At 65.0% G+C, this 24,656-nt stretch carries 22 protein-coding genes and 2 pseudogenes; 7 read left to right on the forward strand and 17 right to left on the reverse strand.

Annotated elements, in window-relative coordinates; all coding sequences use genetic code 11:
* Nucleotides 1-71: 71 nt before the first annotated feature.
* Nucleotides 72-1,037: a VOC family protein gene (locus ACQY4O_RS00285; protein WP_428374261.1), complete on the reverse strand. Its 966-nt coding sequence runs from the start codon at nt 1,035-1,037 to the stop codon at nt 72-74.
* 57 nt (nt 1,038-1,094) lie between these two features.
* Nucleotides 1,095-1,964 (reverse strand): fumarylacetoacetate hydrolase family protein, encoded by an 870-nt coding sequence (locus ACQY4O_RS00290; protein ID WP_428374262.1) that lies wholly within the window; start codon nt 1,962-1,964, stop codon nt 1,095-1,097.
* Nucleotides 1,965-2,064: 100 nt separating this feature from the next.
* Here ACQY4O_RS00290 and ACQY4O_RS00295 point away from each other — a divergent pair, with 100 nt between their 5' ends.
* The 6 genes and pseudogenes from ACQY4O_RS00295 to ACQY4O_RS00320 all read left to right on the forward strand — a co-directional run bounded on the left by ACQY4O_RS00295 (nt 2,065) and on the right by ACQY4O_RS00320 (nt 7,045).
* Nucleotides 2,065-2,751, forward strand: coding sequence for a GntR family transcriptional regulator (locus tag ACQY4O_RS00295; RefSeq protein ID WP_428374263.1), 687 nt, complete (start codon nt 2,065-2,067; stop codon nt 2,749-2,751).
* Between the two features lie 184 nt (nt 2,752-2,935).
* On the forward strand, nt 2,936-4,111 hold the full coding sequence (locus tag ACQY4O_RS00300) for an acetyl-CoA C-acetyltransferase (RefSeq protein ID WP_428374264.1): 1,176 nt from the start codon (nt 2,936-2,938) through the stop codon (nt 4,109-4,111).
* A 9-nt stretch (nt 4,112-4,120) separates the two neighbouring features.
* On the forward strand, nt 4,121-4,828 hold the full coding sequence (locus ACQY4O_RS00305; protein WP_428374265.1) for a CoA transferase subunit A: 708 nt from the start codon (nt 4,121-4,123) through the stop codon (nt 4,826-4,828).
* Nucleotides 4,828-5,472, forward strand: a complete 645-nt coding sequence (locus tag ACQY4O_RS00310) for a 3-oxoacid CoA-transferase subunit B (protein WP_428374266.1) — start codon at nt 4,828-4,830, stop codon at nt 5,470-5,472. Before ACQY4O_RS00305 ends, ACQY4O_RS00310 begins: the two co-directional genes overlap by 1 nt.
* 103 nt (nt 5,473-5,575) lie before the next feature.
* Nucleotides 5,576-6,565 (forward strand): annotated as a pseudogene (tnpC, locus tag ACQY4O_RS00315) (IS66 family transposase); the annotation flags it as partial.
* A gap of 306 nt (nt 6,566-6,871) precedes the next feature.
* On the forward strand, nt 6,872-7,045 hold the full coding sequence (locus tag ACQY4O_RS00320; RefSeq protein ID WP_428374267.1) for a hypothetical protein: 174 nt from the start codon (nt 6,872-6,874) through the stop codon (nt 7,043-7,045).
* 130 nt (nt 7,046-7,175) lie between these two features.
* Here the strand turns inward: ACQY4O_RS00320 and ACQY4O_RS00325 are convergent, their stop codons facing one another.
* The 13 genes and pseudogenes from ACQY4O_RS00325 to ACQY4O_RS00385 form a co-directional block, all read right to left on the reverse strand.
* The gene (locus tag ACQY4O_RS00325) at nt 7,176-8,438 is read right to left on the reverse strand and encodes an MFS transporter (protein WP_428374268.1); all 1,263 of its coding nucleotides are present in this window, start codon (nt 8,436-8,438) and stop codon (nt 7,176-7,178) included.
* A gap of 261 nt (nt 8,439-8,699) precedes the next feature.
* Nucleotides 8,700-8,924: pseudogene (locus ACQY4O_RS00330) on the reverse strand (integrase core domain-containing protein); the annotation flags it as partial.
* Between the two features lie 90 nt (nt 8,925-9,014).
* On the reverse strand, nt 9,015-9,185 hold the full coding sequence (locus tag ACQY4O_RS00335; RefSeq protein WP_428374269.1) for a hypothetical protein: 171 nt from the start codon (nt 9,183-9,185) through the stop codon (nt 9,015-9,017).
* Between the two features lie 194 nt (nt 9,186-9,379).
* Nucleotides 9,380-9,517 carry a hypothetical protein gene (locus ACQY4O_RS00340; protein WP_428374270.1) on the reverse strand — a complete coding sequence of 46 codons (138 nt, stop codon included), beginning with the start codon at nt 9,515-9,517 and terminating at the stop codon, nt 9,380-9,382.
* A 141-nt stretch (nt 9,518-9,658) separates the two neighbouring features.
* On the reverse strand, nt 9,659-10,267 hold the full coding sequence (locus tag ACQY4O_RS00345) for an acyltransferase (protein WP_428374271.1): 609 nt from the start codon (nt 10,265-10,267) through the stop codon (nt 9,659-9,661).
* Nucleotides 10,268-10,404: 137 nt separating this feature from the next.
* Entirely contained in the window at nt 10,405-11,754 is a 1,350-nt protein-coding gene (locus ACQY4O_RS00350; RefSeq protein WP_428374272.1) for a lipopolysaccharide biosynthesis protein, read from the reverse strand.
* The gene (locus ACQY4O_RS00355; protein WP_428374273.1) at nt 11,755-12,858 is read right to left on the reverse strand and encodes a glycosyltransferase family 4 protein; all 1,104 of its coding nucleotides are present in this window, start codon (nt 12,856-12,858) and stop codon (nt 11,755-11,757) included. It lies immediately after the preceding gene.
* Between the two features lie 17 nt (nt 12,859-12,875).
* Nucleotides 12,876-14,207, reverse strand: coding sequence for an O-antigen ligase family protein (locus ACQY4O_RS00360; protein WP_428374274.1), 1,332 nt, complete (start codon nt 14,205-14,207; stop codon nt 12,876-12,878).
* Nucleotides 14,204-15,094: a glycosyltransferase family 2 protein gene (locus ACQY4O_RS00365; RefSeq protein ID WP_428374275.1), complete on the reverse strand. Its 891-nt coding sequence runs from the start codon at nt 15,092-15,094 to the stop codon at nt 14,204-14,206. Before ACQY4O_RS00365 ends, ACQY4O_RS00360 begins: the two co-directional genes overlap by 4 nt.
* Before the next feature lie 66 nt (nt 15,095-15,160).
* The gene (locus ACQY4O_RS00370; RefSeq protein WP_428374276.1) at nt 15,161-17,416 is read right to left on the reverse strand and encodes a GumC family protein; all 2,256 of its coding nucleotides are present in this window, start codon (nt 17,414-17,416) and stop codon (nt 15,161-15,163) included.
* Nucleotides 17,413-18,504: a glycosyltransferase family 4 protein gene (locus ACQY4O_RS00375; RefSeq protein WP_428374277.1), complete on the reverse strand. Its 1,092-nt coding sequence runs from the start codon at nt 18,502-18,504 to the stop codon at nt 17,413-17,415. The genes ACQY4O_RS00370 and ACQY4O_RS00375 overlap by 4 nt, the downstream gene beginning before the upstream one ends.
* Nucleotides 18,495-19,493, reverse strand: a complete 999-nt coding sequence (locus tag ACQY4O_RS00380) for an NAD-dependent epimerase/dehydratase family protein (protein ID WP_428374278.1) — start codon at nt 19,491-19,493, stop codon at nt 18,495-18,497. Before ACQY4O_RS00380 ends, ACQY4O_RS00375 begins: the two co-directional genes overlap by 10 nt.
* Before the next feature lie 219 nt (nt 19,494-19,712).
* Complete coding sequence (locus ACQY4O_RS00385; protein ID WP_428374279.1) at nt 19,713-21,278, reverse strand: hypothetical protein; 1,566 nt, start codon at nt 21,276-21,278, stop codon at nt 19,713-19,715.
* Between the two features lie 464 nt (nt 21,279-21,742).
* Between ACQY4O_RS00385 and ACQY4O_RS00390 the strand changes: the two genes are divergently transcribed.
* Entirely contained in the window at nt 21,743-22,489 is a 747-nt protein-coding gene (locus tag ACQY4O_RS00390) for a sugar transferase (protein WP_428374280.1), read from the forward strand.
* A gap of 49 nt (nt 22,490-22,538) precedes the next feature.
* On the opposite strand, the gene ACQY4O_RS00395 is transcribed toward ACQY4O_RS00390, so the two are convergent.
* Both ACQY4O_RS00395 and ACQY4O_RS00400 read right to left on the reverse strand, forming a co-directional pair.
* Complete coding sequence (locus tag ACQY4O_RS00395; protein ID WP_428374281.1) at nt 22,539-23,273, reverse strand: SDR family NAD(P)-dependent oxidoreductase; 735 nt, start codon at nt 23,271-23,273, stop codon at nt 22,539-22,541.
* The gene (locus tag ACQY4O_RS00400) at nt 23,266-24,582 is read right to left on the reverse strand and encodes a class I adenylate-forming enzyme family protein (RefSeq protein ID WP_428374282.1); all 1,317 of its coding nucleotides are present in this window, start codon (nt 24,580-24,582) and stop codon (nt 23,266-23,268) included. Before ACQY4O_RS00400 ends, ACQY4O_RS00395 begins: the two co-directional genes overlap by 8 nt.
* Nucleotides 24,583-24,656 lie beyond the last annotated feature (74 nt).

The raw sequence follows: 24,656 nt of genomic DNA on the forward strand, positions 1-24,656 counted from the left end.
CAGGGCGGCCGCCAGCACCTCGCTGACCGGTCCGTAACCGACCTGGATGACGTCGTAGAGCGCGTTGTCCATCAGCGTATGGCTTCGTGATTGACGATGAAGTCCGACGGCGCGTCGGGACCCCAGAGGTACAGGCTGTTCTCCGGAGCCGGATAGCTCGCCTCCCACTCCTGATCGACCGGGACATAGTCGATGTCGAAGCTGTATTCTGCGTAGCTGCCCCAGGGATCGCGCACGTAGTGGAAGAAGTTCGAGCCCAGCACGTGGCGGCCGAGGCCCCATCCGCGCCGATGGCCGCGATCGGCCATCTGCATCGCGCCGAGACCGACCTCGTTGATCGAGCTGACGTCCCAGGCGCTGTGGTGGTAGCCGATGCCGTCCGACGACATCGCGAACGCCATCAGATGGTGGTCGCTGCCGTGCGGCCCATGCATGAACGCAACCGGACCGGGATGGTCCGACAAACGCAGGCCGAGAGCCGCCGCATAGAAGCGGATCGAGCCTGCAACATCAGGAGAGAAGCACAGCGCGTGCGCCAAGCGGCGCGGCTGCACTGGCCCGGTGGTGCCACGCATCGGCGCGCCACGCTGGCCGGCTGCCACATCGATGCCCACGATTGGCGCCTTGCTGTCCGGCATCACCTTCTCGGCGACGCGGATCTCGACCAGCTGGCCATGCGGGTCGCGGAACCACAGCCCGTTGGTCTCCTGGTCCGGCGGCGGGTCGAGCCGCACCACACCGAGCTCCTCCAGGCGCTGGCGGAAGCGGTCGATATCGTCGGCATAGCAGCCGAAGCTGACATGCCCGATCGCCTTACGGCCGCCTTCGCTCAGCCGGCCCCAGATGTGGTCCGACCCGAAGGTTCGCAACTCGAGGCGATTGCCATGCTCGCGCACGTCGAGGCCGAACGACTGGTAGTAATCGCGTGCGACCGCCAGGTCGGGAACGGATAGCGCGAAATGGTCAAGCGAGTGGACGCCGAGCACGCCGGGACGGCGGGCATGATAGACGGTGGATAGTGTGGTGATCTGGTTCATGACGGTTCCTCAATGACCGACGCTCTGCGGCGCCTTGATCGCACGGTTGGTTCTCGATCAGGCCGCGCGTGCGACCTCCTCGATAATCGGGTTGGACAGGCGGCCGATGCCCTCGACCTCGACTGCGCAGATGTCGCCGGGCTGCATCCACAGCGGCGGCTTGCGTCCGACGCCGACGCCGGCTGGCGTGCCGGTCACGATGATATCGCCTGGGGCCAGGGTCATGACCTCGCTGATCAGCACCACCAGCGCCGCTACGTCGAACACCATGTCGTCGAGAGCGGCGTTCTGCACAGTGGCGTCGTTCAACGTGGTGACCAGGCGCAGGCCCTTGCAGCCGACCGGCAGTTCGTCGGCAGTGACGAACTCTGGCCCGAATGCGCCGGTGTCGTCGAAGGTCTTGCCCATGATCCACTGCGCGGTCTTGAACTGGTAGTCGCGGATCGAGGCGTCGTTGAACAGCGAGTAGCCAGCGACGTGATCGAGTGCATGGGCGGCATTGATGCCGCGACCGCCGGTGCCGATCACCGCTACGACTTCGCCCTCGAAGTCGAGCTGCTGCGAGACTGACGGGCGCACGATCGGTGCACCGTGGGCCACGAGGCTGGAGGCGTAGCGGGCAAAAATTGCCGGATACTCCGGCTGCTTGAAACCACTTTCCGCCGAGTGGTCGGCGTAGTTCAAGCCGACGCAGATGATCTTGCCGGGCGTCGGAAGCGGCGGCAGCAGCGTGACCGCCGCCGGATCGACCACCCGGCCCTGACCGAGCGCCTGGCCTGCCCGACATAGTGCTGCATCGCCCTGCTCCAGCAAGGAGTGCAGGTCGCCTGGATATTCCGGCTCATCCTCCAGAAGTCCGAGATAGCCGTTCGGGCTTCGTATCCCGATCCCGAGCCTGCCGGACGACGAGTAGGTGATGAAACGCATGCGCGGTCTCTCCTCGATCAGGAGAAGTGCGCCTGATCAGAGACACCGTCAACAAAAAATATATTTTCTAGCCGCAAGTAGATCAGGTTAGAAGCTATGTATGGAGATCGCGGCCCCTCTGACCCTGACCGAGACGGTCTATCGTGCGATGCGGGCAGACCTGCTGACGTGCCGCGTTCCACCGGGTGGCAAGCTCAAGATCGCCGACCTCTGCACCAGCCATGGATCCAGCCTTGGAGCGGTTCGCGAGGCGCTCTCCCGGCTGACGGCCGAAGGTCTCGTAGTCTGCCTGCCGCAGCGCGGCTTCCAGGCCGCGGCGATCTCGATGGCAGAGCTAAAAGACCTCACCCTGGCGCGCGTCGAGATCGAGGCGCTCTGTCTCAGCATGGCGGTGAAGCAAGGTGATCTGGCCTGGGAGGAGCGGCTGCTGGGGATCTCTCACCGTCTCGCACGCACTGAGAAGCGTGCACCGGGCGACGCGGAGCGCCTCAGCGATGCCTGGGCGCTCGCGCATGGTGCCTTCCACGAGGCACTGGTTGCGGCCTGCGGCAGTCTCACCCTGCTGCAGATCCGCCGTCAGCTCTATGCGCAGTCGGAACGCTACCGGCGCCTGTCGATCCCGCTGGCGGAAACCGAGCGCGACGTGGATCAGGAACATCGTGATCTGGTCACGGCGGCACTCGACCGTGATGTTCCCCGTGCGCTCGATCTGATGAAGGCGCATATCGAACAGACGACCAAGATCCTGCTCCACGCCCTTAATGACCGGATCAGGCGCGTTGCGTAGCAGCAGACTGCCCAGATATTCCGCCGCGATCTTGGCCTTGATGCCTTGGACATGATCGACAGCCGGGTTCGGCTGAGTCCGGACGCGAACCGAGGTTTCCCTCCCGTCCCGACCCTGAGCCCTATGCTCCGCATCCGGGCAAGAAGCCCTGGCCAGAAGGGGTCGCTTATGGAGAAAATTGAAATTGACGACTGACATCGTGATTGTCGGTGCGGCGCGCACGCCGGTCGGGACGTTCAACGGCGCGTTTGCGGCGACGCCGGCGCATGTGCTGGGCGCGGTCGCGATCCGGGCCGCGCTGGAGCGCGCGGGGGTCGGGCCCGGCGAGGTCGACGAGGTCATCCTGGGCCAGGTGCTGACCGCCGGCCAGGGCCAGAACCCCGCCCGGCAGGCGGCGATCGGCGCCGGCTTGCCGCACGCAACGACGGCCTGGGGCGTGAACCAGATCTGCGGCTCGGGCCTACGCGCGGTAGCCCTCGGCCTGCAGCAGATCGCTGCCGGCGATGCCCGGATCGTGGTCGCCGGCGGCCAGGAGAACATGACCATGGCCCAGCATGCAGCCTATCTGCGGGCCGGCCAGAAGATGGGTCCGGTCGCCTTTGCCGACACGATGCTGACCGACGGGCTCTGGGACGCCTTCAACGACTACCACATGGGGATGACCGCCGAGAACGTGGCCGCGCAATGGCGGATCGGCCGGGCGGAGCAGGACGCATTCGCCGTGTGCTCGCAGAACAAGGCCGAGGCGGCGCAGAAAGCCGGCCGCTTTCGCGACGAGATCGTCTCGGTGACGGTCGCCGGACGCAAGGGCGATGTCGTGGTCGGCGATGACGAGCATCTGCGTGCCGGCAGCACGCTCGAAGCCTTGGCGAAGCTCAGGCCGGCCTTTTCAAAGACCGGCAGCGTCACCGCGGGCAACGCGTCGGGCATCAATGACGGCGCCGCCGCCGTGGTGCTGATGCGGGCGGCGGATGCCGAGCGCCGCGGCCTGGCGCCGCTCGCCCGTATCGTGTCCTGGGCGACCGCGGGCGTCGATCCCGCCATCATGGGCACCGGCCCGATCCCCGCCTCGCGCAAGGCGCTGGAACGCGCCGGGTGGTCGGCCGGCGATCTCGACCTGGTCGAGGCGAACGAAGCGTTTGCCGCGCAGGCCTGCGTGGTCGATCGCGAGATGGGCTGGGACCCGGAGATCGTGAACGTCAATGGCGGCGCGATCGCGATCGGCCACCCGATCGGCGCGTCGGGGGCGCGGGTGCTGGTGACCCTGCTGCATGAGATGCGTCGCCGCGACGCGAAGCGCGCGCTGGCGACCTTGTGCATCGGCGGCGGCATGGGCGTCGCCATGACAATGGTGCGATAGGAGGTTACGATGCAGAAGACATATCCGGATGCCATCTCCGCATTGGACGGCCTGCTGCATGACGGCATGCTGATCGCGGCCGGCGGCTTCGGCCTGTGCGGCATCCCGGAGCGCCTCATCGAGGCGATCGAGCGGGCCGGCACCAGGGGCCTGCGGATCGCCTCGAACAATGCCGGCATCGATGGCGCCGGCCTCGGCAGGCTGCTGCGGTCGCGGCAGGTCGCGCGCATGATCAGCTCCTATGTCGGCGAGAACAAGGAGTTCGCCCGGCAGTATCTTGCGGGCGAGCTGGAGGTCGAGTTCTGTCCGCAGGGTACACTGGCCGAGCGCATGCGCGCCGGAGGCGCCGGCATTCCCGGTTTCTACACCCGCACCGGCGTCGGCACGCTGGTGGCCGAAGGCAAGGAGCACAAGCAGTTCGGCGAGGAGACCTATATCCTGGAGCACGGCATCTTTGCCGACCTCGCCATCGTCAAGGCCTGGAAGGCCGATAGCGCCGGCAACCTGGTGTTCCGCAAGACGGCCCGCAACTTCAACGTCCCGGCTGCCATGTGCGGCCGCGTCACGGTCGCCGAGGTCGAGGAGATCGTCCCGGCCGGAAGCCTTGATCCGGACGCCATCCATCTTCCGGGCATCTTCGTGCAGCGCATCATCGACGGATCGCCGTACGACAAGCAGATCGAGTTCCGCACCACGCGTTCGAGGGAGGAAGTGTAATGGCCTGGGGCCGTGACCAGATGGCGGCCCGCGCCGCCCGCGAGTTGCAGGACGGGTTCTACGTCAATCTCGGGATCGGGATACCGACCCTGCTCGCCAATTACATCCCCGCCGGCGTGACCGTCACCCTGCAGAGCGAAAACGGCATGCTCGGGATCGGCCCGTTCCCGCATGAAGACGGGATTGATGCCGACCTGATCAATGCCGGCAAGCAAACCATCAGCGAGCTGCCGTCCTCGTCCTATTTCTCCTCGTCGGACAGTTTCGCGATGATCCGCGGCGGCCATGTCGACCTGACGGTGCTGGGCGCCATGGAGGTGTCGGAGAACGGCGACATCGCCAACTGGATGATCCCCGGCAAGATGGTCAAGGGGATGGGCGGGGCGATGGACTTGGTCGCCGGCGTCAAGCGGGTGATCGTGGTAATGGAGCACTGTTCTAAGGATGGCGGAGCGAAATTTGTTCCTGCCTGCACGCTTCCGCTGACCGGATTGAACGTCGTCGACATGATCGTGACCGATCTCTGTGTATTCGATCGTCCCGACCATAAGAGCCCGTTCCGCCTGGTCGAGCTCGCCCCCGGCGTGAGTGCGCAAGAGATCGCCGACAAAACGACGGCGCATTACCTGGGAGGCGCCGTCTGAGATCGGCGGCACGCCTTCGCCGAGGTCTTGTGGCGGTGAGTGTCGGCACAGCTTTTCAACTCCGTTCAGTGAGGCCGTCACTCCAATCTCGCGCCGACGCACCGGACCGGAGCTGCTGGCCACCATCCTCGAGGCGAAGTTCGGCCAGCATCTGCCGTTGAACCGGCAGAGCGAGACGTTCGCCCACGAGGGGATCAACCTCGACGTCTCCACCCTGGCCGATTGGGTCGGAGCCTGCAGTACGGCCCTCACGCCGTTCATCGAGCTGATCCGCGTCCATGTGCTTGCAGCCGAGCGGCTGCACGGCGACGACACCACTGTGCCAGTGCTGGCCACGAAGCGGACGAGCATCGGCCGATTGTGGACTTACGTGCGCGACGACCGGCCATTCGGCGGCCCCAGCCCACCAGCGGCGATGTTCCACTACACGCCCGACCGGACGGCGGCTCATCGGCGACGGCATCTCGCGCACTATACGGGGATCCTGCAGGCGGACGCCTATGTCGGGTTCAACGAGCTCTATCGCGAGGGGCACGACCTACGGGCCTATCGTCGAGGCGGCGTGCTGGGCGCATGGCAGGCGCAAGCTGTCCGTCCTCGCCGATCTGGCCAAGGCGCCGCTTGCGATCGAGGCGGTGCGGCGGATCGACGCGATCTTTGACGCAGAGCGAGGGATCCTCGGACACCTGCCGAGCAGCGCCTCGCGGCACGGCAACCCGTGATCGCGCCGATGGTCAGCGAGCTGGAAGCCTGGATGCGCACCGAGCGCGCCCGCGTGTCGAGACACAACGATGTCGGGCGCGCGATGGACTACATGCTAAAGCGATGGACCGCATTTACGCGGTTCCTCGAGGACGGCCGGATCTGTCTTACCAACAACGCGGCGGAAAGCGCGCTGCGTGGCATCGCGATCGGTCAAGGCCTGCTGTTCGCGGGATCAGACCGTGGAGGAGAACGCGCCGCCGCGATCTACAGCCTGATCGTGACCGCGAGGTTCAACGACGTTGATCCACGAGCTTGGCTCGCCGACACGCTACGCCGTATCGCCGACCATCCCGCGCAGCGCCTGCACGAACTGCTGCCGTGGAACTACTCGAACACGCCCAACGCCAAGCAGCCCGCCGCCCGAGCCGCTACAGGGCCCTCACCAGAGGGATACGACCCAACTGCGTGCGCGGCTGATCCTGCCGGCAGCCGGGCCGGAGGTGCAGGCGGCGGCACGCGAGGCAGAGGGGCTGCGGCGGCAGCTGCCCAGCCGTCGTCACATCCAGGCTGCCGCCGACTGGCTCGGTGATGATCGCACCGAGCTGATGCGCACCTGTCTGGTGGCCCTGGCGCTGCCGGACCAGCTAACGGACGTCTACCGGCTGACCGGCTGCCACCGCGCACACTATGGTCGGTGCAGACCCCTATCGCGCGCATCCACAACTGGCTGGCGGTGCTGCAGGATGGTAGCGCGCTGGCGGCGCTCCTGCCGGACCTGAAGGTGGTAGAGGCGGACAGCTTCCGGGCAGGTCAGCCCTGGCCAGCACCTTTATTGCTGGCCTGGAACTCGCACGCAACGGTTAGCTGACGCTGGCTCAAGAGCAAGCGTGGCAACCATTTGAGGTTCGCGACGCGGCTCAGTCCAGACATTCGGCGACGTTTGAACCTGGTCATCTTGTTCCAAGTCCTTCGGGCAAGAGGTGATCGTCTGGCTCCGGTCATGGCATGCGTATGGCTTTGACATGCCGAATATGGCCGAGACAAAGAAGAGCGGCCGCACTGACGAGGGTGATACCTGAGCCTACGCCCAGGGCGTTGCGTGGACCCGCATAGTGAGCCACCGGACCACAAAGCGCGAAGCCGATAGGGCCGAGGCCGGTTGCCACCACGCTGAACAGCGCGTTGATGCGAGAGAGCACATCTTCGGGTATGCGCTCCTGTATCGTCGTCTGCACCGTGACGTTCAGGATGGACAAGGCCAAGCCGAAGACAGCACTGCTTGCCATCAGCACCGGGACCGAAGCATGGACGGCGAGCACGACCAGAGGAGCCGCAAGGAGCGCCGCGGAGATTTCGTATGCGACAAGTGGTCGCGACGGACGGATCTTGAGGATGAGCAGGCCGCCCAAGACGCCTCCCACGCCTGTCGCCGAGGCGATTAACCCCCACGAGCGAGCTCCATGTGGCATCGAGGAAAAGATGACGGGCCCCAGGACGAAGAAGGGCGCAAACGTGACGAGGTTGAGGAGACCATATTGGGCCGTGACCAGCAGCAGCCACCGGTGCTGCCGGAACTCGGACCATCCCTGCCGCAGTTCGCTGAGGAACGACGTCGAGTCGTGCTTCTCGTGGGCAGGGATGCTGATAAAGGCGAGACAAGCGGCGCTGGCGGCGTAGGAGAATGCATCTAGGCCGATTGCAAGGGGCGCGTCTCCTAGTCCGACAAGGATGCCGCCGATCACTGGACCCAGGATGGCTGAGAGCGAGTTGGAGATCCCAAGGAGGCTGTTTGCGGCCTTGATCCGGCTCTTCTCGCCAGCGATCTCGGGGATCAGCCCGCTTTCGGCGGGGCTGAAGAACGCGTTCCCGACGCCGAGGCATCCCGCCAGCAGCATGAGGAAGAGGAGCGACGGATGTCCTGTTGCCAGGAGTGCGGCGAGGCCGCTCTGGCAGAGGCATCTCAAGGCGTCTGCTCCCATCATGATGCGACGCCTGGGCCACCGGTCACCGATGACGCCTCCCGCTATCAGAAGGATGACCGTAGGTGCTGTCTGAGCTGCCAGGACCAGCCCAACAGCGGTCGCGGTGTACCCGATCTGGAGGAGCGCAAAGGTCAGGGCAACCGGTACTACCGCCGATCCCAGAGTTGAGGCTGTCGTGGCGGCAAAGAACAGGCCAAAACCCGGCTGGCGCAAGAGGGCACGGTAGCCAGTTTCGGAGCCGGCCTGAAGTGAAGGGGACAATCTCCTTGGTTGTACCATCTGCGCCTGCCTTACCCTTTAGACCTAGATAAACGCGCGGGGCAACTCGAAGGCTTCATGGTCGCGAGCCAAATCAGCCAGATAAACTACGGACTCAACTAGAGGCCGATGCTCTTGATCGACGTGGTTGTCTGACCTTCCCCGACCTAATGAACCTGCTCAATCGTCCGGGCGTCTTCTTCTCTATGCAACCCTGAAGGGAAAGCGTTGAGGTTTACCCGGATTCTAATGCCCGTGACCCTGCCCCCTATGTGCCCTCGTTCATAAGCAGAATCCCGTCTCCGTATGCCGCTGCTCGCGGCGTGTTGCAAAGGCTGCTGGTGTGAGGCCGTTCAGGCTCGTGTGTGGGCGGGTGTGGTTGTAATCGATCCTCCATGCCTCGATGATCCGACGTGCCGCAGCCAGGCTCCTGAACAGGTGCTCGTTCAGGCACTCGTCGCCGAACCTCCCGTTGAAGCTCTCCACGAACCCGTTCTGCTGCGGCCGCCGCACCCCCTTGGTGCTCCTTGAGCACCGCGATGACCTGCTCCTGTGTAAACCTTGATCGCTTCATCATCCGTCTCCTGGTGACGGATTCTAGCTCAGACTGAGGGCATTCCAGGGGGCAGGGGCAGGCTCCGCGTGGAAGCTCGCAGGCGTGAACAGCCGACGCTCCAGCTCCGCGTCGTCGATCTCGGCTGCCACCGGCCACGTGATCCCGATCACCGCCGTGCGGCGCAGGTATTCAGCGACCGTCGTATGGCCCACCCCGACCGACCTCGCGATCCTCCGCACGCTCGCGCCGCATGCGTGCCTCAGGCGAAGAACCTCCCGAACTTTTCGCATCGACAATCTCTCGGCTGGCATCGTGTCCCCCCTGGTCAGAGGGCCACGCTACCGGTCACTGGATCGCCGACTTCAACCGCCAGTCCCGCCTCAGGGCTGTCCGGGATCGAATGGGATCACTGTCCGGCTTCCGTCGGAATCAGGGTCCGCCTTGCGTCGGGAATCGCCGTCCGCCTTCCGTTCGAAGTCGCAAACAGATTGCGGACCGTCATGTCCTCGATAGTGCGGCGGCGCGAGGGGCTTATCTCGCTCATCGGGGGTCTCCCGTTCCAGGGTCACGGGGAAGCACCCGAACCCTGGCAGACCAGCTAGCCCATCCATCCAAACGGAGCCGCAACCACCGCATCACTGGTTTAGTTCAGTCCCGTTCCGACTCACTCAGGTCGGAATTGGCTCTAGACCTGCGGACAACCCGACAAATCAATCGTAGGATCGGGCGGATACTTCCTCGTTCGTACCAGCCGCGCCGGCGCGCCGACGAGCACCGAACCCGCCGGGAAGCTCTTGGTGACGATCGCACCGGCTCCCACCACACAACCTGCTCCCAATGTCACACCCGGCATGATCATCGCCCGGCACCCGATCCAGACATCGCGAGCGATGTGGATGTTGCTCTCTTTCATGGGCTGCTTGGTGACCGGCGTGCCCTCGTTGTAGCGGTATGTCGCCGCGGTGATGAGCACCTCCGGGCCGAGCAGGACGTCGTCTTCCAGGATGATCGTTCCCTGCGCCGGCCCCGCCCATAGGAAGCAGCGGGAGGCGAGACTGACGCGGTCGCCGAGGAAAATGCGCTCGCCATGCATGAAATTGACATCGGGGCTAATGGAGCATGCCTGCCCGGCCGTTATCCTGCGCCGCGGGGTCACATGGGAGTGGTTATAGAAGTTCACTATGCGCAGGAAATGCAGATAGGCGCGAGGATCGACAGAGCTCCTCAGGAAGCGCGCCAGGCGCCTGATCCGGGAAATCCTGTAGCTGAAGACCGGGGAAGCCGGCGTAGTCATGGAAGGAGTCTGAGTCCCATGCATTGCAGTCAGAGCGGAGCGGGGGCCGACCTCTGCCAGGCAGGAAGCCCGGTCGTGAGATTGCGGCAGCCGTGTCATCGAAAACAAGGTCCGACCTGCCGTCGGCCAGGACCGGGTCACCAGGCGGCGCCACGGAAGATCTGGTGCGTCGCGGACCGCAGGGAGGTCAGTCGGAAACTGTCGCCGATATTCAGGTTTCCGACATATCTCGCGGCTCCCCACATCCCCAGCAGAAGCAGCACGGCCTCGGACGCGATCGACGCGATGATGGCGCCGGTCAGGCCAAGCGTCGGCAGCAACAAGAGATTGAGTGCAAGACTGCAGGCCGCGCTGACGCCGGAGAACATCACCCGCTTGCGTACGTTCGCCTCGGACACGAGCATCGAACTGTAGGCACTTTGCACGAAGCGCAGCGGGATGGTCGGTGTCAGGTAGATCAGCACCATCGTCGTTCTGGCGTAGCGCGCACCGAAGATGACCGGCACGGCGAGTGGCGCGCCGACTGCCACGAGCACCATCACCATGACACCCAGGACGATCATGCCGGCGGCGCTCAGATGCAGGATCGCGTGGAAGCTTGCGTGATCATGCTCGGCCCATCGGCAGATCCGGCCCATCAGGAACTTCGTGAAGATTATGTTCGGGACGAGCTGGATTGCGGAGATGACCAGCAGCGCGCCGCTGAACACCGCAGTATCGCCGGGCCCGATGAAAAAGGTGATTAGCAGGAGGACGCTCTGCGAGTAGACCAGATAGAAGATCGTAATGAAGGCGAACGGAAATGATAACTTCGCTGTGGTCAGCGGGCTTGGCGGCTCGAGGATGCGGTCGCCCTCCGCCGGTCCGTGCCCTGCCAGCTTCAACCGCCTAGTGTGGAAGCTGCGTATGATGACCGCGCTGCCGAGCAGCAGGAGCAGCCCGACAAAACCATATCCTTCCATTACCGCATGCAGCGACCGCGCGTGGTAGATCAGCGCGAGTGCCACCAGGAAGCGGCCCAGCTGCGACAAGGCCTGCCACAAGGCGAGCTGGCCGAAGCGCTCTTCGAGCTGGAACTTGACCGACGCGATCTCGACGGCGCACTGGCCGAGCAGCATCAGGCTTGAGAACAGGACGACCAGGCCCATCGAGTGTCCGGCAAAGCCCCCGGCGGAGACGATGTAGCCTGCCAGGGCAAGCAGGCTCAGTAGGTTCGTCAGGCCAAGAAGGCTGAAGGAGGGCCCGACCCAGCGGAAGCCGCGATAGCCCTCGCGCCCGAACGCCTGGATCCAGAACCAGTTGACCCCGAAGCCTGCGAACGGCGACAGCAGGTTGACGGCAGCCAGGATGGTAGCGAGGCGGCCGTAGTCCGGAACCGTCAAGGCATGAATGAGCAGCAGCTGCGCGCCCATGGACAGGAGCGCCGCCCCGAACGTGCCGCCGAAGAGCATCAGCAATGGCCGCAGCTTCAGCATCATGGGCGACATCTACAAGGCCTCTAACGCACCGGACCGTACCGACGGATGCTCGGACATGACCGAAGCGAACAGTCCGCGATAGGCTTTCGCCTGCCCGAGGGCAGAGAAGTTGACGCGGGCATGGTCGATCGCCGCCGTGGTCAGTGTCTGCCAGAGGCTGTCCGAGGTCAGCAGGCGGGTGATGGCGCTCGCGAAGCCCCTTGCATCCCCGACCGGCGCGAGCAGTCCGGTCATTCCGGCGCGCACGATCTCGGAATTGCCAGGTATGTCGGACGCGACGACGGCGACCTGCAGCAGCATCGCCTCGGCCAGCGAGACCGGCAGGCCTTCCCACAGCGAGGGCAGTACACAGACACGCGCCTGCGAGAGCAGTCTGAGCGCCTCGTGACGGCGCTGCGGGCCGGCGAAGACGATCTGCTCACCCACCCCGGTGACCTCGATCTTCGCCCGCAGTGCCTGCTCGAGGTCGCCGCCGGCGACGATCAGCATGCTCGGCCGTCGCGGCCGCATGGCGAGCAGGATCTCCGGGAGGATGAGCGGGTCCTTCTGGACGTGCAGGCGTCCGATGAAGGCGATATCGAACCGTCGGTCTGCGAGGCTGCGGACAAGGCCGGGCGGGACCGCCACACCGTTATGGATGACGTCGTGCCCGGCACGGCCCAGGATGTGGTGGCGCCTGGCCATCGCCTCGTCGGCATTCGCCACGAAGACGGTGCGGTCGGCCCGCGAGACGCAGAAGCGTTCGGTCGCGCGTCCCAGGACACGCGTCAGGAAGGGCTTTCTGGTGTAGTGCAGGCCATGGACGACATGGACCAGCGGTGGCCTCCGGTTGCGCCTCAGGAGGGCGGCAGGTAGGGTCGAGCGGGCGCCGTGCGCCAGCAGCACGTCGGGGCGTGCCTCCTCGAGGATCTCGTGCATCCGGCGGCCAGCCTGCCATGCCTTCATCCGGTGCGAGAAGTCCGCCTCGAAGGTTCGAATGCCGGCCAGACGCGCTTCGCGTGACAGATGGCTGTTCGTCTGCGTGGCGACCGCGGCGTCGATGCCGAGATCGCCGAGCGACTTGCACAGGATCTGCACAACGGTCGGGCCGCCGCCTGGAGAGCCGTCCGCCATGATGTGCAGAACCCGCATCAGGCAGGCCCTGCCCGAACCGCAAGGTTGTGTCCCGACAGCGTGGCCAGCGCACGGCTGCCCCGGAATGCGGCGGGCAACGACGACAGCACGACCAAAGCCGCCATCCCTAGGGAGCCCATCGGGTTGTTTGGACGGAACGTGACCTCGGAGAAGGCCGACACGCTCCAGCAGATCAGGAAGCCGGACAGCGTCTCGATGAGCAGGGCTGTCTCGCTTTTCGGGTCCCAGGCCTTGATGGCACGGTAGATCGCGGTCGCCACCGCGCCATAGAGCAGCGCCGATCCGATCACGCCGCCCGACAAGGCGAGATCGAGATAGCCGTTATGGGTGTGAGCGACCTTGAAGCGGTCGACCAGATAGGGAACCAGGCCACCCATCGTTGCTGATCCGTAGCCATTTCCATAGACCATGTGCTGCTGGATGATGCGCCAGGCCGCCGCCCAGATTTCGGTGCGCCCGGACAGATCCGCATTGCGGCCGAGCAGCGCAAGGAACTCGTCTTTCAGGCCGCTTGCGATCGCGATGACGAGCGGCATGGCCAGCAGGGCGATCACCCGCACAATCCCGCCGAGGACGAAGAGCAGCACGTACACCGAGGTACCGAGGGCAATGATGGCTAGCGCCGCCGCGGACTTGCTCGCGACGGCGAGCAACAGGCTCACCCCCAGGGCCCCTATCCAGACGAGGCGGGGACGGAACAGCTGGCTGCCCTTGACCAGGTAGACCACCGCAAAGGCGGCCATGACCTGGCCGAGCTCGTTCTTGTCGTCGTACACGCCGCGCCATGCGCCCGCCGAGATCTCGCTGGGCTGATGCACGCCGTAGGCCGGGAACAGCGCGATGACGCCGAGCGAGACGACGCCGATGGCGAGCCCCCCCAGGGCGAATATGCGGGCCGCGTCGCCTGGCGAGCCGTAGATCGCAAGCGCCATTCCGGTCAGCAGCGCGGTTGCGAGATAGACAAGGTCGTTCAGGGAGTTCGCCGGCGTGTCGGACCAGAGCAGTGAACAGGCTGCGTATGCGAAGAACATGCAGAGCATCGGCGCGCGCATGAGGATCCGCCAGCCGATCGCGGGGTTCAGCAGGAACGGCAACCCGCTTGACCCCAGCACCGCCATACGGATCAGCGTCTGCAGGTATTTGTTCGCATAGATCACGCGAGACGTCGTCGGATCGACCAGGCCGGCAGCGGCTGGGTTAATCCCCTTGATGGCGAGTTCCAGCGGGTTGCTAAGCCAGAACATCAGGATCACGCCCGCGCAGAGCAGCAGGATCCGCGGCTGGCAGCCGAAGACCAGACGTCCGGTGGCGGCCACGCTTATGCTCATTGCGCCGGCCGCACCATCAGCTGCCAGAGCCTTGGCGGCAGCATATGACGGGCCAGGATCACCGCGATCTGTCTCGGAGACAGCACGCGCTGCCGCAATCCGAACAGGAAGAGCTTTATGGCGTCGCGCGGCCTGCGCCGGATGAGCACGCCTCCGAGCGCGCGCAGCCGGAACGCAACCTGCACGCCGGGATCCAGCACGTCCGTTGCGGCAGCGAGAAAGGCCTCTCCGTTGTCGAGATCGTCCTGCCGACTCAGCCTGTCCTGCCGGACATCGTTGCGCCAGACCGTCAGGACCTCTGGCACGACGATGTAGTCCGCACCGCTCGCATGCAGTTCGATGAACAGCAGATGATCCTCGTACTGGCGCAAGTTCTCGTGGAACCGGTTCGCCAAGGCAAGGAAGCGTGGCAGCAGCAGCGAGCTGACCTGGGCGAAGCCGCCCTGGACATAGAGATAGTGGCCGAACGACTTGCTCTGCTGGGGTGGGAAGTTCGGGCGCACGCGCCGCCAGCCGCCGGGCATCACGACAGAAGTCAGGGTCACACAGAAGGCTCTCGCATCGGCGGGCAGCAGCGCCATGACGGCGAGCTGGCGGGCGAGCTTGTCCGGATGCCAGCCGTCGTCGGAGTCCAGGAACGCGACATAGCGGCCACGCGCTTCCGACACACCACGATTACGCGCGGCGGAGGCGCCACGGTTGCGCTCGAGCCGGACCGCGCGCACCCGCGTGTCGTCCAGGAACGGGCAGATTGCCGCAAGCAGGTCGACGTCGGAGCCGTCATCGACGAAAATCACCTCCCAGTGCGTGAAGGACTGTCCACGCAGGCAGGCGATCACGCCGGCTACGCTCTCCGGTCGGTTGAAGACCGGTACGACGACGCTCACCGCCGGAGCGTCGCCGCCTCCGTGCAGCTGCGATGCCGCACCCGCTCGGCTAGTCGTCGAGGACATTCAACGCGCCGCCACCGTCCGGTAGGAGCTGTACTGCTCCTGGTAGGAAAAGCGCCCAGCATCGCCCATACGGCGCTGCTTGCGCAGATCGACCCGGGTCAGGATCGCGCCTGAGGCACGAACCCCGATTTCGTCGAGAAGCTTCACTGTGGCCTGTACTCCTTGCGGTCGCGTTCTCGCCCAGCGCACCGCGATCACCAGCCGGTCGGCCGCACGTGCCAGATAGCGCGCATCGGCGGTCGCCAGGAGCGGGGCCGCATCAAGGAGTACGATATCGAAGCTCTCCCGCAGCTCGAACAGCAGCTGCGGCATGCGCGGATTCGAGAAAGTACCCGCGCGCCCGCTCCCCTTGCGGACACCCATCCAGTGCATCCCGGAGACCTCGTCGAACTGCAGCGCAGTCTTGATCGTGGCCGTCCCTTCGATGGCCTCGACGAGGCCGTAGGTCACCTCGGGAGACAACATCGTGGTCAGCGAGCGCCTGAACAGGTCACAGTCCACGAGCAGCACGCGGATGCCCTGCAGCGCCAACGTCCGGCCCAGCGCGATCGCCGTGGTCGACTTGCCCTCGCCAGTCACGGCCGAGGTCAGCATGACGGCAAGGCGGCGCTGTTCGTTCACCATGAAAGGTTCGCTGGCCGCGATCCCCCGCACCATCTCCGAGAAACCCGAGAGGCGGTCGTACAGTGGAACGTCGATGGTTCGCAGGCCCGGACGCATCGTGCTGCCGCTGGTGTCCTCCAGTTCGGGCACCGACCCTAGCCAGGGCGCCCGAACCATTTCGGCCAGCTGCTCGGAGCTGTAGATCCCCCCCTTCAATAGCTCGACACCGGCGATGACGATCAAGCCAGTCACGCAGCCGAGAAGCAGGCCGCCGGCAACGATCAGCTTCCATCCGGTCGAGCTTGGCTTGAGCGGGCTCGTCGCGACACTCACAATGCGCGCGTCGGCACGCTCGGTGCCGGCCTCCGCGATCGTCTGCTTCAGGCGGTCCAGTGACTTCCTGTAGACATCGTTGTCCGCACTCGCCTGAATCTGCAGCTGCATTTCCTGGCCCGATGCCCGGCTGGCCTTCTGCGCCGCCGCCAGCGCCGCATTCAGCGACCCGCGAAGTGACGCCGTGCGTGAGGAGGCAACGTCCAGCGCGGTCTGCAGGGATTGATGGATGCGTTCGACTTCCTCGACTCGCCGCCGGTTGATATCTGCGATGCCGTGCTGCTCGGCGACCGCCTCCGGATAGGCTGAGCCGTAACGTGATTGAAGCTGCGCAAGCCGTGCACTCGCGGTGTTGCGGTCCCGCTCCAGGTCCTGGATCACCGGTGAGCTGAGGGTGTCGCCGACGCTGTCGTAGCGGCCCGTCCGGCCGAGGCTGCCCTGGAGCTTGCCGCGGGCCACCGCCTCGTCATCGCTGGCGCGGGAAAGGTCGATCGTGATGGCGTTGATCTGCTGTTGCGCCAATGTCGAGCCCGTACTGCTCTGCAAGCCGATCAGTCCGTTCGACGCCTGGTACTCCTTCAGCGCTGTCTCCGAGCGCGCCGCGTTCTGCTGGAGGACCACGAGTCTGGACTCAAGCCAGCTCACGAGTTGTCTGGACTCGTCTGCCTTAACGGACAGCTGGCCACTCATGTATGCCTTCGCAACCGCGTTCGCGATGCGCGCCGCATCGTCGGCATACTGATCATGGTAACTGACCGAGATAACCGAGGACAGCCCGAGGCTGTGGACGTCGAGATTCTGCGCCAGCGTCTCGACGGTGGCCTCCTCCCGGGCCTTCGGGTCGGTGCGCGCCTGTGATCCGAACCAGCGGCTAAGTCGGGAAGGGGCGGCGAAGCGTAGGTCGTCGACAAGCTTCAATTCGCGCATCACGGTCTGGGCGATGTCGCGCGATTTCAGCACCTCCACCTGGCTGTCCACTGCCATCGGGTCGACGCCGTTGCCAACCGTTGCCGCAGAGGAGGCATCGCTCCCGGGTCTGGGATCGAGAATGATCTGGGTGGTCGCGGTATAGGTGGGCGGCTTGACCACCGCGTAGCCGGACGCCAGCGCCACAGTTGCGATGAGCACCGCCAGGAACAGCCACCAGCGCCGGCGCAGCGCAGCGGCGCTCCACTTCAGGCCACCCGGCCTGCGTGACGCATCCTGGGCAAGCAACTCGCCAATTGAATGCGCCTTGACCAGAGTACCTTCTCTCGCGCGCAGTTCAGTCTGCGTTGCCAGGCTTCGGTTGGTCGGCTCGGATATCATCATCGTCGTCATCCGGGAACGCGCATGAGTCTGGCCTCGAGGGTCTCGGCGATTGCATTCCAGTCCAGGGTCCTAGCCGCCTTCCGGCCGTTCGCCGAATACAGATCCCAACCGTTGCGCAGGCGCTCCATGCCCGCAGCGAGCGCCTCGGCGCTCTGGCTGGTGACGATGCCGGACCCGAACGCCTCCACGACCGCCCGGGTGCCGTTCTCCGGATAATCCGCCGTCACGATCGGCAGGCCGCAGCTCATCGCTTCCGAGAGGGCATGCGGAAAGCCCTCGCGCTTGCTGGGCATGGCGAGAACCTCGCAGCGGCTCATCAGCGAGAACTTTTCCGCCTCAGTAATGCGGCCGAGCAGGTCGACGCCGCTCCGCGCAGGCGAGCTCGCGACACGTACGCGCAGCGCTCCCATCGCCGGGCCGTCACCGGCAATCTTCAAACGGCCCGCATAGCCATGCTGGCGCATGATTTCGAACGCCGCGACAAGCATCACGAGATTCTTGTGCTCTGCGATGCGGCTCACCGCCAGGATGTCGCTGCGCTCGTTGCGCGGCAGGTAGCTCGCCTTTTCGAGGTCGAGCCCGCTCGGCAGCGTCATTGCCTCGCAGCCGGACAACGCGCGTATCCGGCGTCCGACACTCTCGCTGATCGCGCCGTTCAACCAGGTCTGCCTGGGCAGATAGCTCTGCATCATCCGGAAGAACCCGGATTCCCGGATCTCGCACCAGTGCAGTAGCGCCCGCCGGCGCGCGTGCCGCGGCAGGGTCACGACATGCATGAACGGCCACTGGTTCAGCAGGTAGAAGTCATGCTCGCGCCGCTGTGCGATCCTGCGCGTGTGCAGCGCGAAGCGGGACAACGCTGCCCACTCGCGGCGCATCGCGGCAAACCGTGGCCTGGTGTAGTTTGGAGCGGTCAGCGTGCGATGAACCCAGACCCCGTCGAGCACCTCGGAGGCGGGGAGGCCCTTCTGGTGCGCGATGCAATAGACGTCAAGCTGGTGGCCACGACGCGACAGTGCGCGGCCGAGGCCTGCGAAGAAGACCTCCTGGCCGCCGACACTCGGCGCGTAGAGTTCGGTGAAGATGGCTATGCGCATGACGGCAGCAGGGACATGGCGCTGGGTGCAAGGCCCAGTCGTTCCGCCAGGTCGTCGCTGAGGTCCGGGTCGCGCCACAGGTCGCGGATGGCGTCATCGACCGTCAGGCGTGGCGCCCAGCCGAACCGTGACCAGATCTCCTTGATTACGGCCCCTAGGAACGGGCGATCGACTGCCCGGGCCCGGCCCGGGTCGTGACGGACGGCCAACGGATACCCGGAGACGCTGCGGAGTTTCGCGATCATTTCCTCGACCGAGTATTGCTTCGCGGTCCCAAGATTGACCGTGACGGTCTCCCCGGCCTGAACCGTCCCGTTCAGCGCGACCGCCGCGAACCCCGCCGCGGCATCATGCACATGGATGTAGTCGCGCTTCGGCCAGAGGTTGCCCAGTGCCACCTGGGTATGGCCGGATTTCATCTGTGCCACGATCTCGGGAAGCAGATGCGGGTTCGTCTCTCCGGGCCCCACCACATTGAACAGCCGCACCACCACGGACGCAATCCCGCGGAGCTTCGCGAAGTAGCGGACGTACTGTTCCCCCTGCAGCTTGGTGAACCCATAGACCTCGCGGGGGCCGATCTCCGACCGGCTCTCGTCATGCAGTGCCTGGGACGGCGCATAGACCGCGCCGCTGCTGGCAAAGACGAAGCGGCAGTTCGGTGGACACGCCATCAGCAGATTGGCTGTCCCGACCACATTGGTTTCGACGGCGGACCCGGGAGCGCGCTCGCAGAGGGGGATGAAATGAGCTGCAGCGAGATGCACGATGACGTCGGGCGCGAAGCGGTCGAGGGCGGCCGCAACGCCTGCGGCATCCCGCAGGTCTGTCCGGCTCAGTTCGAACCTGGACAATTCCTCCGGCCGAAATCGGTTGATCCCGAAGTCGAGGCGGTCGAGAACCAGGACGTCATGCCTGTTGTAGAACTCGCGCGCCAGCAGGCGTCCGACAAATCCCGCACCGCCAGTGATGCAAATGCGTTCCGACATGTTCTCGACGCCTCTGATCTGGTGGATCTCTCATGGAAATCCGGTTCCGTGACATGGACGAGCATCGGCAATCTTATCTGAGAAGACTGACGACTTAGGCACATCTAGTCAATGCGCATTCGTAAGTCTCGACACTGAATACCCAAACGCATTTCGTTAGCAGGAGCGCAGCAAGCGTAGCTTTCCGTTCGCCTCCGTGGCATTAAACTTTCGTGTTCGCTACGCGGCATTTACCTCCAGAAGCGGCTGCAGCCCGTGTTGTGGCGATAGCGTCCGGTTTTCCAGGAAGGTGATGATGCGGCCGATCGCGACCTGCCGCATCTCCCGGGTCGAAAGTGCGTGGTCAAGATCCGCAACGATCTGCACGATCGCGCCGGGGGGCTCCAAGGCTGGCCCGAATTCGCGCGACAGCATAGCAATTCCCTCGTCCCCCTTCGACATCAGGAACAGCGTCCTTGCCCGCAGAGACAGGACCTGCATCTGGTCCGTGATCGTGGCGGGGCCCGCAGGCTCCCTGATGTGCCACTGGCCCGGGCCACCCGTCAGCCGTCGAACCTCGTTGGCAAGGCGGCCGACCTGGGCCGCAACGATGCCAGCCACATCGAACTTGCCACGGATGAGGTTCACCCAGACCACTCGGGACCCGAGCTTCTTCAGGAAATGAGCCGGATGGCGCAATGCGTAGCCCTTGAGCTCTACCCGGTCGCCGTTGTCCCAGGAGAAGTGCTGCAGGTTGACCAGCAGGAGCGTGCTCACCCTCGGGTCGGCGAAGGCGCCATGCAGGACGTGATAGGCGCCGGAGCAAAGTCCGTGGGTCGCGAACCGGCGATAGCCCCGTGTCGTGAGCAGATCGATTGCCGACCGGAGCTCCTCCCTGCGATCGGCCTCGAAGATATGGGCCGGACCGTCATCGGGCGTGGTGCTGTCACCCAGTCCCGAGAAATCCATGCGAAGCGAGGCGATGCCGGCGGCGGCCAGGCTGCGTGCCAGCTCGACCCCGAACCGGCCAAAGCCGTAGCTCGGATTGCCGCTGCTGTTGGTGACGACGACGGCGACTTCCGCGGCGGAGCGCTGCACTGGCTCGCACAGAATGCCGAACAGGCCCTGCGGGGACCCGAAGCGCACTGATGTTTCCATGAAGGCTTCGTTCAGAAGAACGCCCTCGGCCGGTAACCGGTCGAGGGCGAGTGTCACCGAGGTCACCGACTGGGATCTTCCGAGCCAGGCCAGGATCGCGCTCGCATCGATTGACGCCGTATGGCTCATCAGGACGGGACGCAGCATCGCCTCCAGGCCGTCGAAAGCCCGGCTGTCCACCTTGGCGCCAGTCTCGCGCCATGCCGCGATGCACTCCGAAAGGAGTTTCGTCGGAGTTCGGATGAATACGCCGATCGGGCAGGACGGCGCAGGCCGGAACCGCCGCAGGTCGATCTGGCTCACGCGCTCGACCGTCTTTGCGGACAGCCTGAGTTCATGCACCGCAAGCGGACCCGCAGAGGCAAGGTCTGTCGCCTTGCCGCCCGCTTCGATGGCGAGCTGACGGAGGTAGGAACGCCCGCGCAGGACAGGTTCAAGCAGCAGTAGGCCGGCAACGTCGCCACACGTCGCCGAGGCCTCTATGGCCAGCGTCGCGCCTGCCCGCAGGCCGCAGAGAACCACTCGGTCCGCGAGACCATGGTGCCGCAGCCAGTCAACCGCGTCGTGGATGCTCTCCTGCCAGAGCAGCCAGACATCGTCGGCGTCGCAATCGCTCGAATTGCCGGTTCCGGGATAGTCGAAGCGCAAGGCCGGATATCCAGCCCTGGCTAGGGCCGTCGCCAGAAGCCGGAATGGCCGGTAGCCGGTCAGTCCGTCGGTCGAGAGACCCGGACACAGAATGACGGCCACACCGTTGGACTGACCGCTCGATGGCGTATGCAGCCATCCGAAGCACCCTGCAAACCGGATCACCTGCAACACCGGCTCATGCTTCATTGTGTGCTGAACACTCTTCGGTGGCGCTGACCAGCCCGCTGAGTTCGTCGATAGGACTGAGTGGCTTGCCAAGTCTAGTATTATGCCGGTCCCGAAACGCCGTCGACGTTGCTCAGGGTTAATTGTGCGTCAATACCTATCCATAGCGACCGTTGCCCTTCTCCGACGAGCGGACTTCTGATTTATTTTATTTATCCGAGACCGAATCCGGCGTGCTTGCCTGCATGCGCATGATTGCAAAGATCTGCGTGTAAGGCTGCATAAGGGCCGATCGCATGCAGTCGAGCAATCAGAGCATCGTCGACGGGACGATCGTGCAGGTCGGGGGCCTCGCGCCTTCGTTCCTGGACACGCTGAAGCCCGGAATCCGGCACCCGGTCCGGCCGCACGTTGGGCCGCTGCATGCCGGTCTGAAACGCCTCATCGACTTTCTTGTCGCCGGGCTCCTTGGGCTCTTCGCGTTGCCGTTGCTGGTCGGCATCGCCCTGCTGATCGGGTTACGTGGTGATCGAGGACCTCTCCTATTTCGTCAGCAGCGCATTGGCAGGCGGGGTCGTCCGTTCACGTGCCTGAAGTTCCGGTCGATGTGCCTGAACGCCGATACGGTCCTGACCGACCTGCTGGCGCGGGACGAACAGGCCCGGATCGAGTGGGCCGCGACGCACAAGCTCAGGAACGATCCACGTATCTCTAGGATCGGCAGGTTTCTGCGTTCGACGTCGCTCGACGAGTTGCCGCAGATCTGGAATGTCCTCGTCGGCGACATGAGCCTAGTAGGACCGCGACCAGTTACCCAGGCCGAGCTGGAGGGATTCTACACGAGGTTCGATGGGCGCCAGCAATATCTCGCGGTGCGGCCCGGCCTGACCGGCCTGTGGCAGGTCAGCGGGCGCAACGCGGTCTGCTACGAGCGGCGTGTCGAGTTCGACAAGATCTACGTCCGGGATATGTCGTTGCTCCGTGACGCGTTGATCCTCTGGCAGACCGTTTGGGTCGTGCTTCGCCGCGACGGCGCCTGCTGAGGAGGATGCCTGGAGCGAGCGGATGCCGGCAGGCCACAAACTGCTGATACTAGGCGGTGTTGCCGGCGTCCACGGTCATGACGGTACCGGTAATGTTGCAGGCCTTTTCGGTGAACAGATAATCGACGAAGGCGGCAACGTCCTCGACCTCGGCCATGCGCCCGAGCGCGCTGCGCCGTTTGATCTTGTCGCGGTCGGTGATGCTGAGGCCGTCGGTCATCTCGGTTGCGACGAAGCCCGGCGCCACGGCGTTGACAGTGATCCCGACCGGTCCGACCTCCCTTGCCAGCGCGCGGGTGAAGCCTTCGAGGGATGCCTTGGTCGCGCTGTAGGCGGACAGTCCGCTATATCCTGTCCGGGCGACGATGGACGAGACGTTGACGATCCGGCCGGCACCAGCCGCCAGCATCGAGCGCACGACATATTTCGTCAGCATCATAGGCATCAGCACGTTGAGCCGGACGAGCCGCTCGATATCGTCGTCTTGCATGGTCGCGAGGACGCCGCCGGTTCCAAGGCCGGCATTGTTGACCAGTCCATAGAGTGGTCCGAACTCCGCCCGAAGCTGCTTGACCAGCGCAGGAAGCGCGGGCAACTCCGAGAGATCGTGCGCACGGAAGTGCAGCCTACCCCGCTCGCGCCAGCTGGCATCCGCAATCGCATCGTCAAGCTGGGCGGTGGTGTTTCGGGCAATCGCAATGACATTGAAGCCCGACGCGGCAAGCGTTCGCGCAATGCCCAGACCGAGACCGCGGCTACCGCCGGTGACGATGGTGTTAAGCATGTAGGCGCGTCATCTTGCCGGACGACGCAACCTCGAGGGAGCCGACCTCGCGAAAGTTCATCGGGACCTGGTGGCAAGGCAGCCGGTTCCGGCACAGCTCGAGGAGCTCGCGCCGGACGCTCACGAAACCGGAGGCTCCTGGGGCAGCTACCTGTTTCATGACGATTTCGGCCACCACGAGTGCCCCTATTATCGGGCTCGCGCGGCCGGAGACACGTGACGCGTGGACTGCGGGATGCTCGTTGATCACAGCTTCGACCGCCTCGGGATGCACCTTGAAGCCGCCGACATTGATGACGCCGCCTCTGCGGCCGATGAAATAGTAGCGCTTGTCGCGCAGCTCGAGCAGGTCGCCGGTATCGACGAACCCGTCGCGGTCCGGCAGCGGCTTGCCGGACGCGTCTCCGAGATAGCCGCTGGCGGTCCGTGACGAACGGATACGCAGAGAACCGTCCTCGACACGCATCTGCACACCGGCCCGTTCCGGACCGATGAGCGAGGCCGGGAAGCCGGCGAGGCCGTCCTTGACGTTGAAGCCTACGCCGGCCTCGGTAGAGGCGAAGGCATGGGTAATGGCGGCCCGCGGATAGGCGAGCTTCAGCCGGTCGAGAACGGCTTGGTCGCACGCCTCTCCGGAGAGGCGCAGGTAGCCTGGCGCGATGCACCCGGCGGCGGCACTCATCAACACGCGGCGCCAGTGCGATGGAGTGCCGGAGATATGGGTAACCTTCTCCGCGCCCGCGCGCGCCAGGAACGCGTCAACCGGTTCGCTGGCATCCGACAGAACCATCGAGCCGCCACCGACCAGGGCCCTGAGAAGGATCTGCAGCCCGCCATAGCGGCGTATGTCGTAGAACGTGCTCCAGACCGGGTCTCCCGGTGGCACGCCAACTCCGATTGGCGCGACCAGGCTTTCCAAACTGTGCAGGGCAAGTTTTGGCAGCCCGGTTGTGCCGGAGGTCAGCAGGACCCACTCGGTCCCGGTGTCGCGTTCGGTGACCCCGGCAACCGGCTGGAGCTGGTCCGGGCAGACCGTGATGCCGGCGCCACCCAGATGCATGTCCTCAGGAAGGCTGCCTTCGGGGAGGTCGTCATCAACGATGACGGCGTCGACCTGAGCATCGCGCATGGTCGTCTCGACATAGGCGGTAGCGAGCCCGGGCGTGCAGAGGACGATGCGCCGAGCGACCCCGTCGATCTCGGCGGCGGCCAGGGCCGTGCTGATCTGGCGCCTTGCCATGATCATGACGCAACGCCCGCGGAGCTCGTGGAGCCGACCGCCGAGGCTCGTCTGCCCGGCGAGCGACACGACAGGAAGACGTGTGCGACTGTCGGCGATGAAACGATGCCGCGAAGTCGCTTCAGGCGAAAGCAGGTCCCAGA

Origin of the sequence: Lichenicoccus sp. (assembly GCF_965277665.1) — a bacterium.
In the GTDB taxonomy this organism is placed as follows: Bacteria; Pseudomonadota; Alphaproteobacteria; order Acetobacterales; family Acetobacteraceae; genus Lichenicoccus.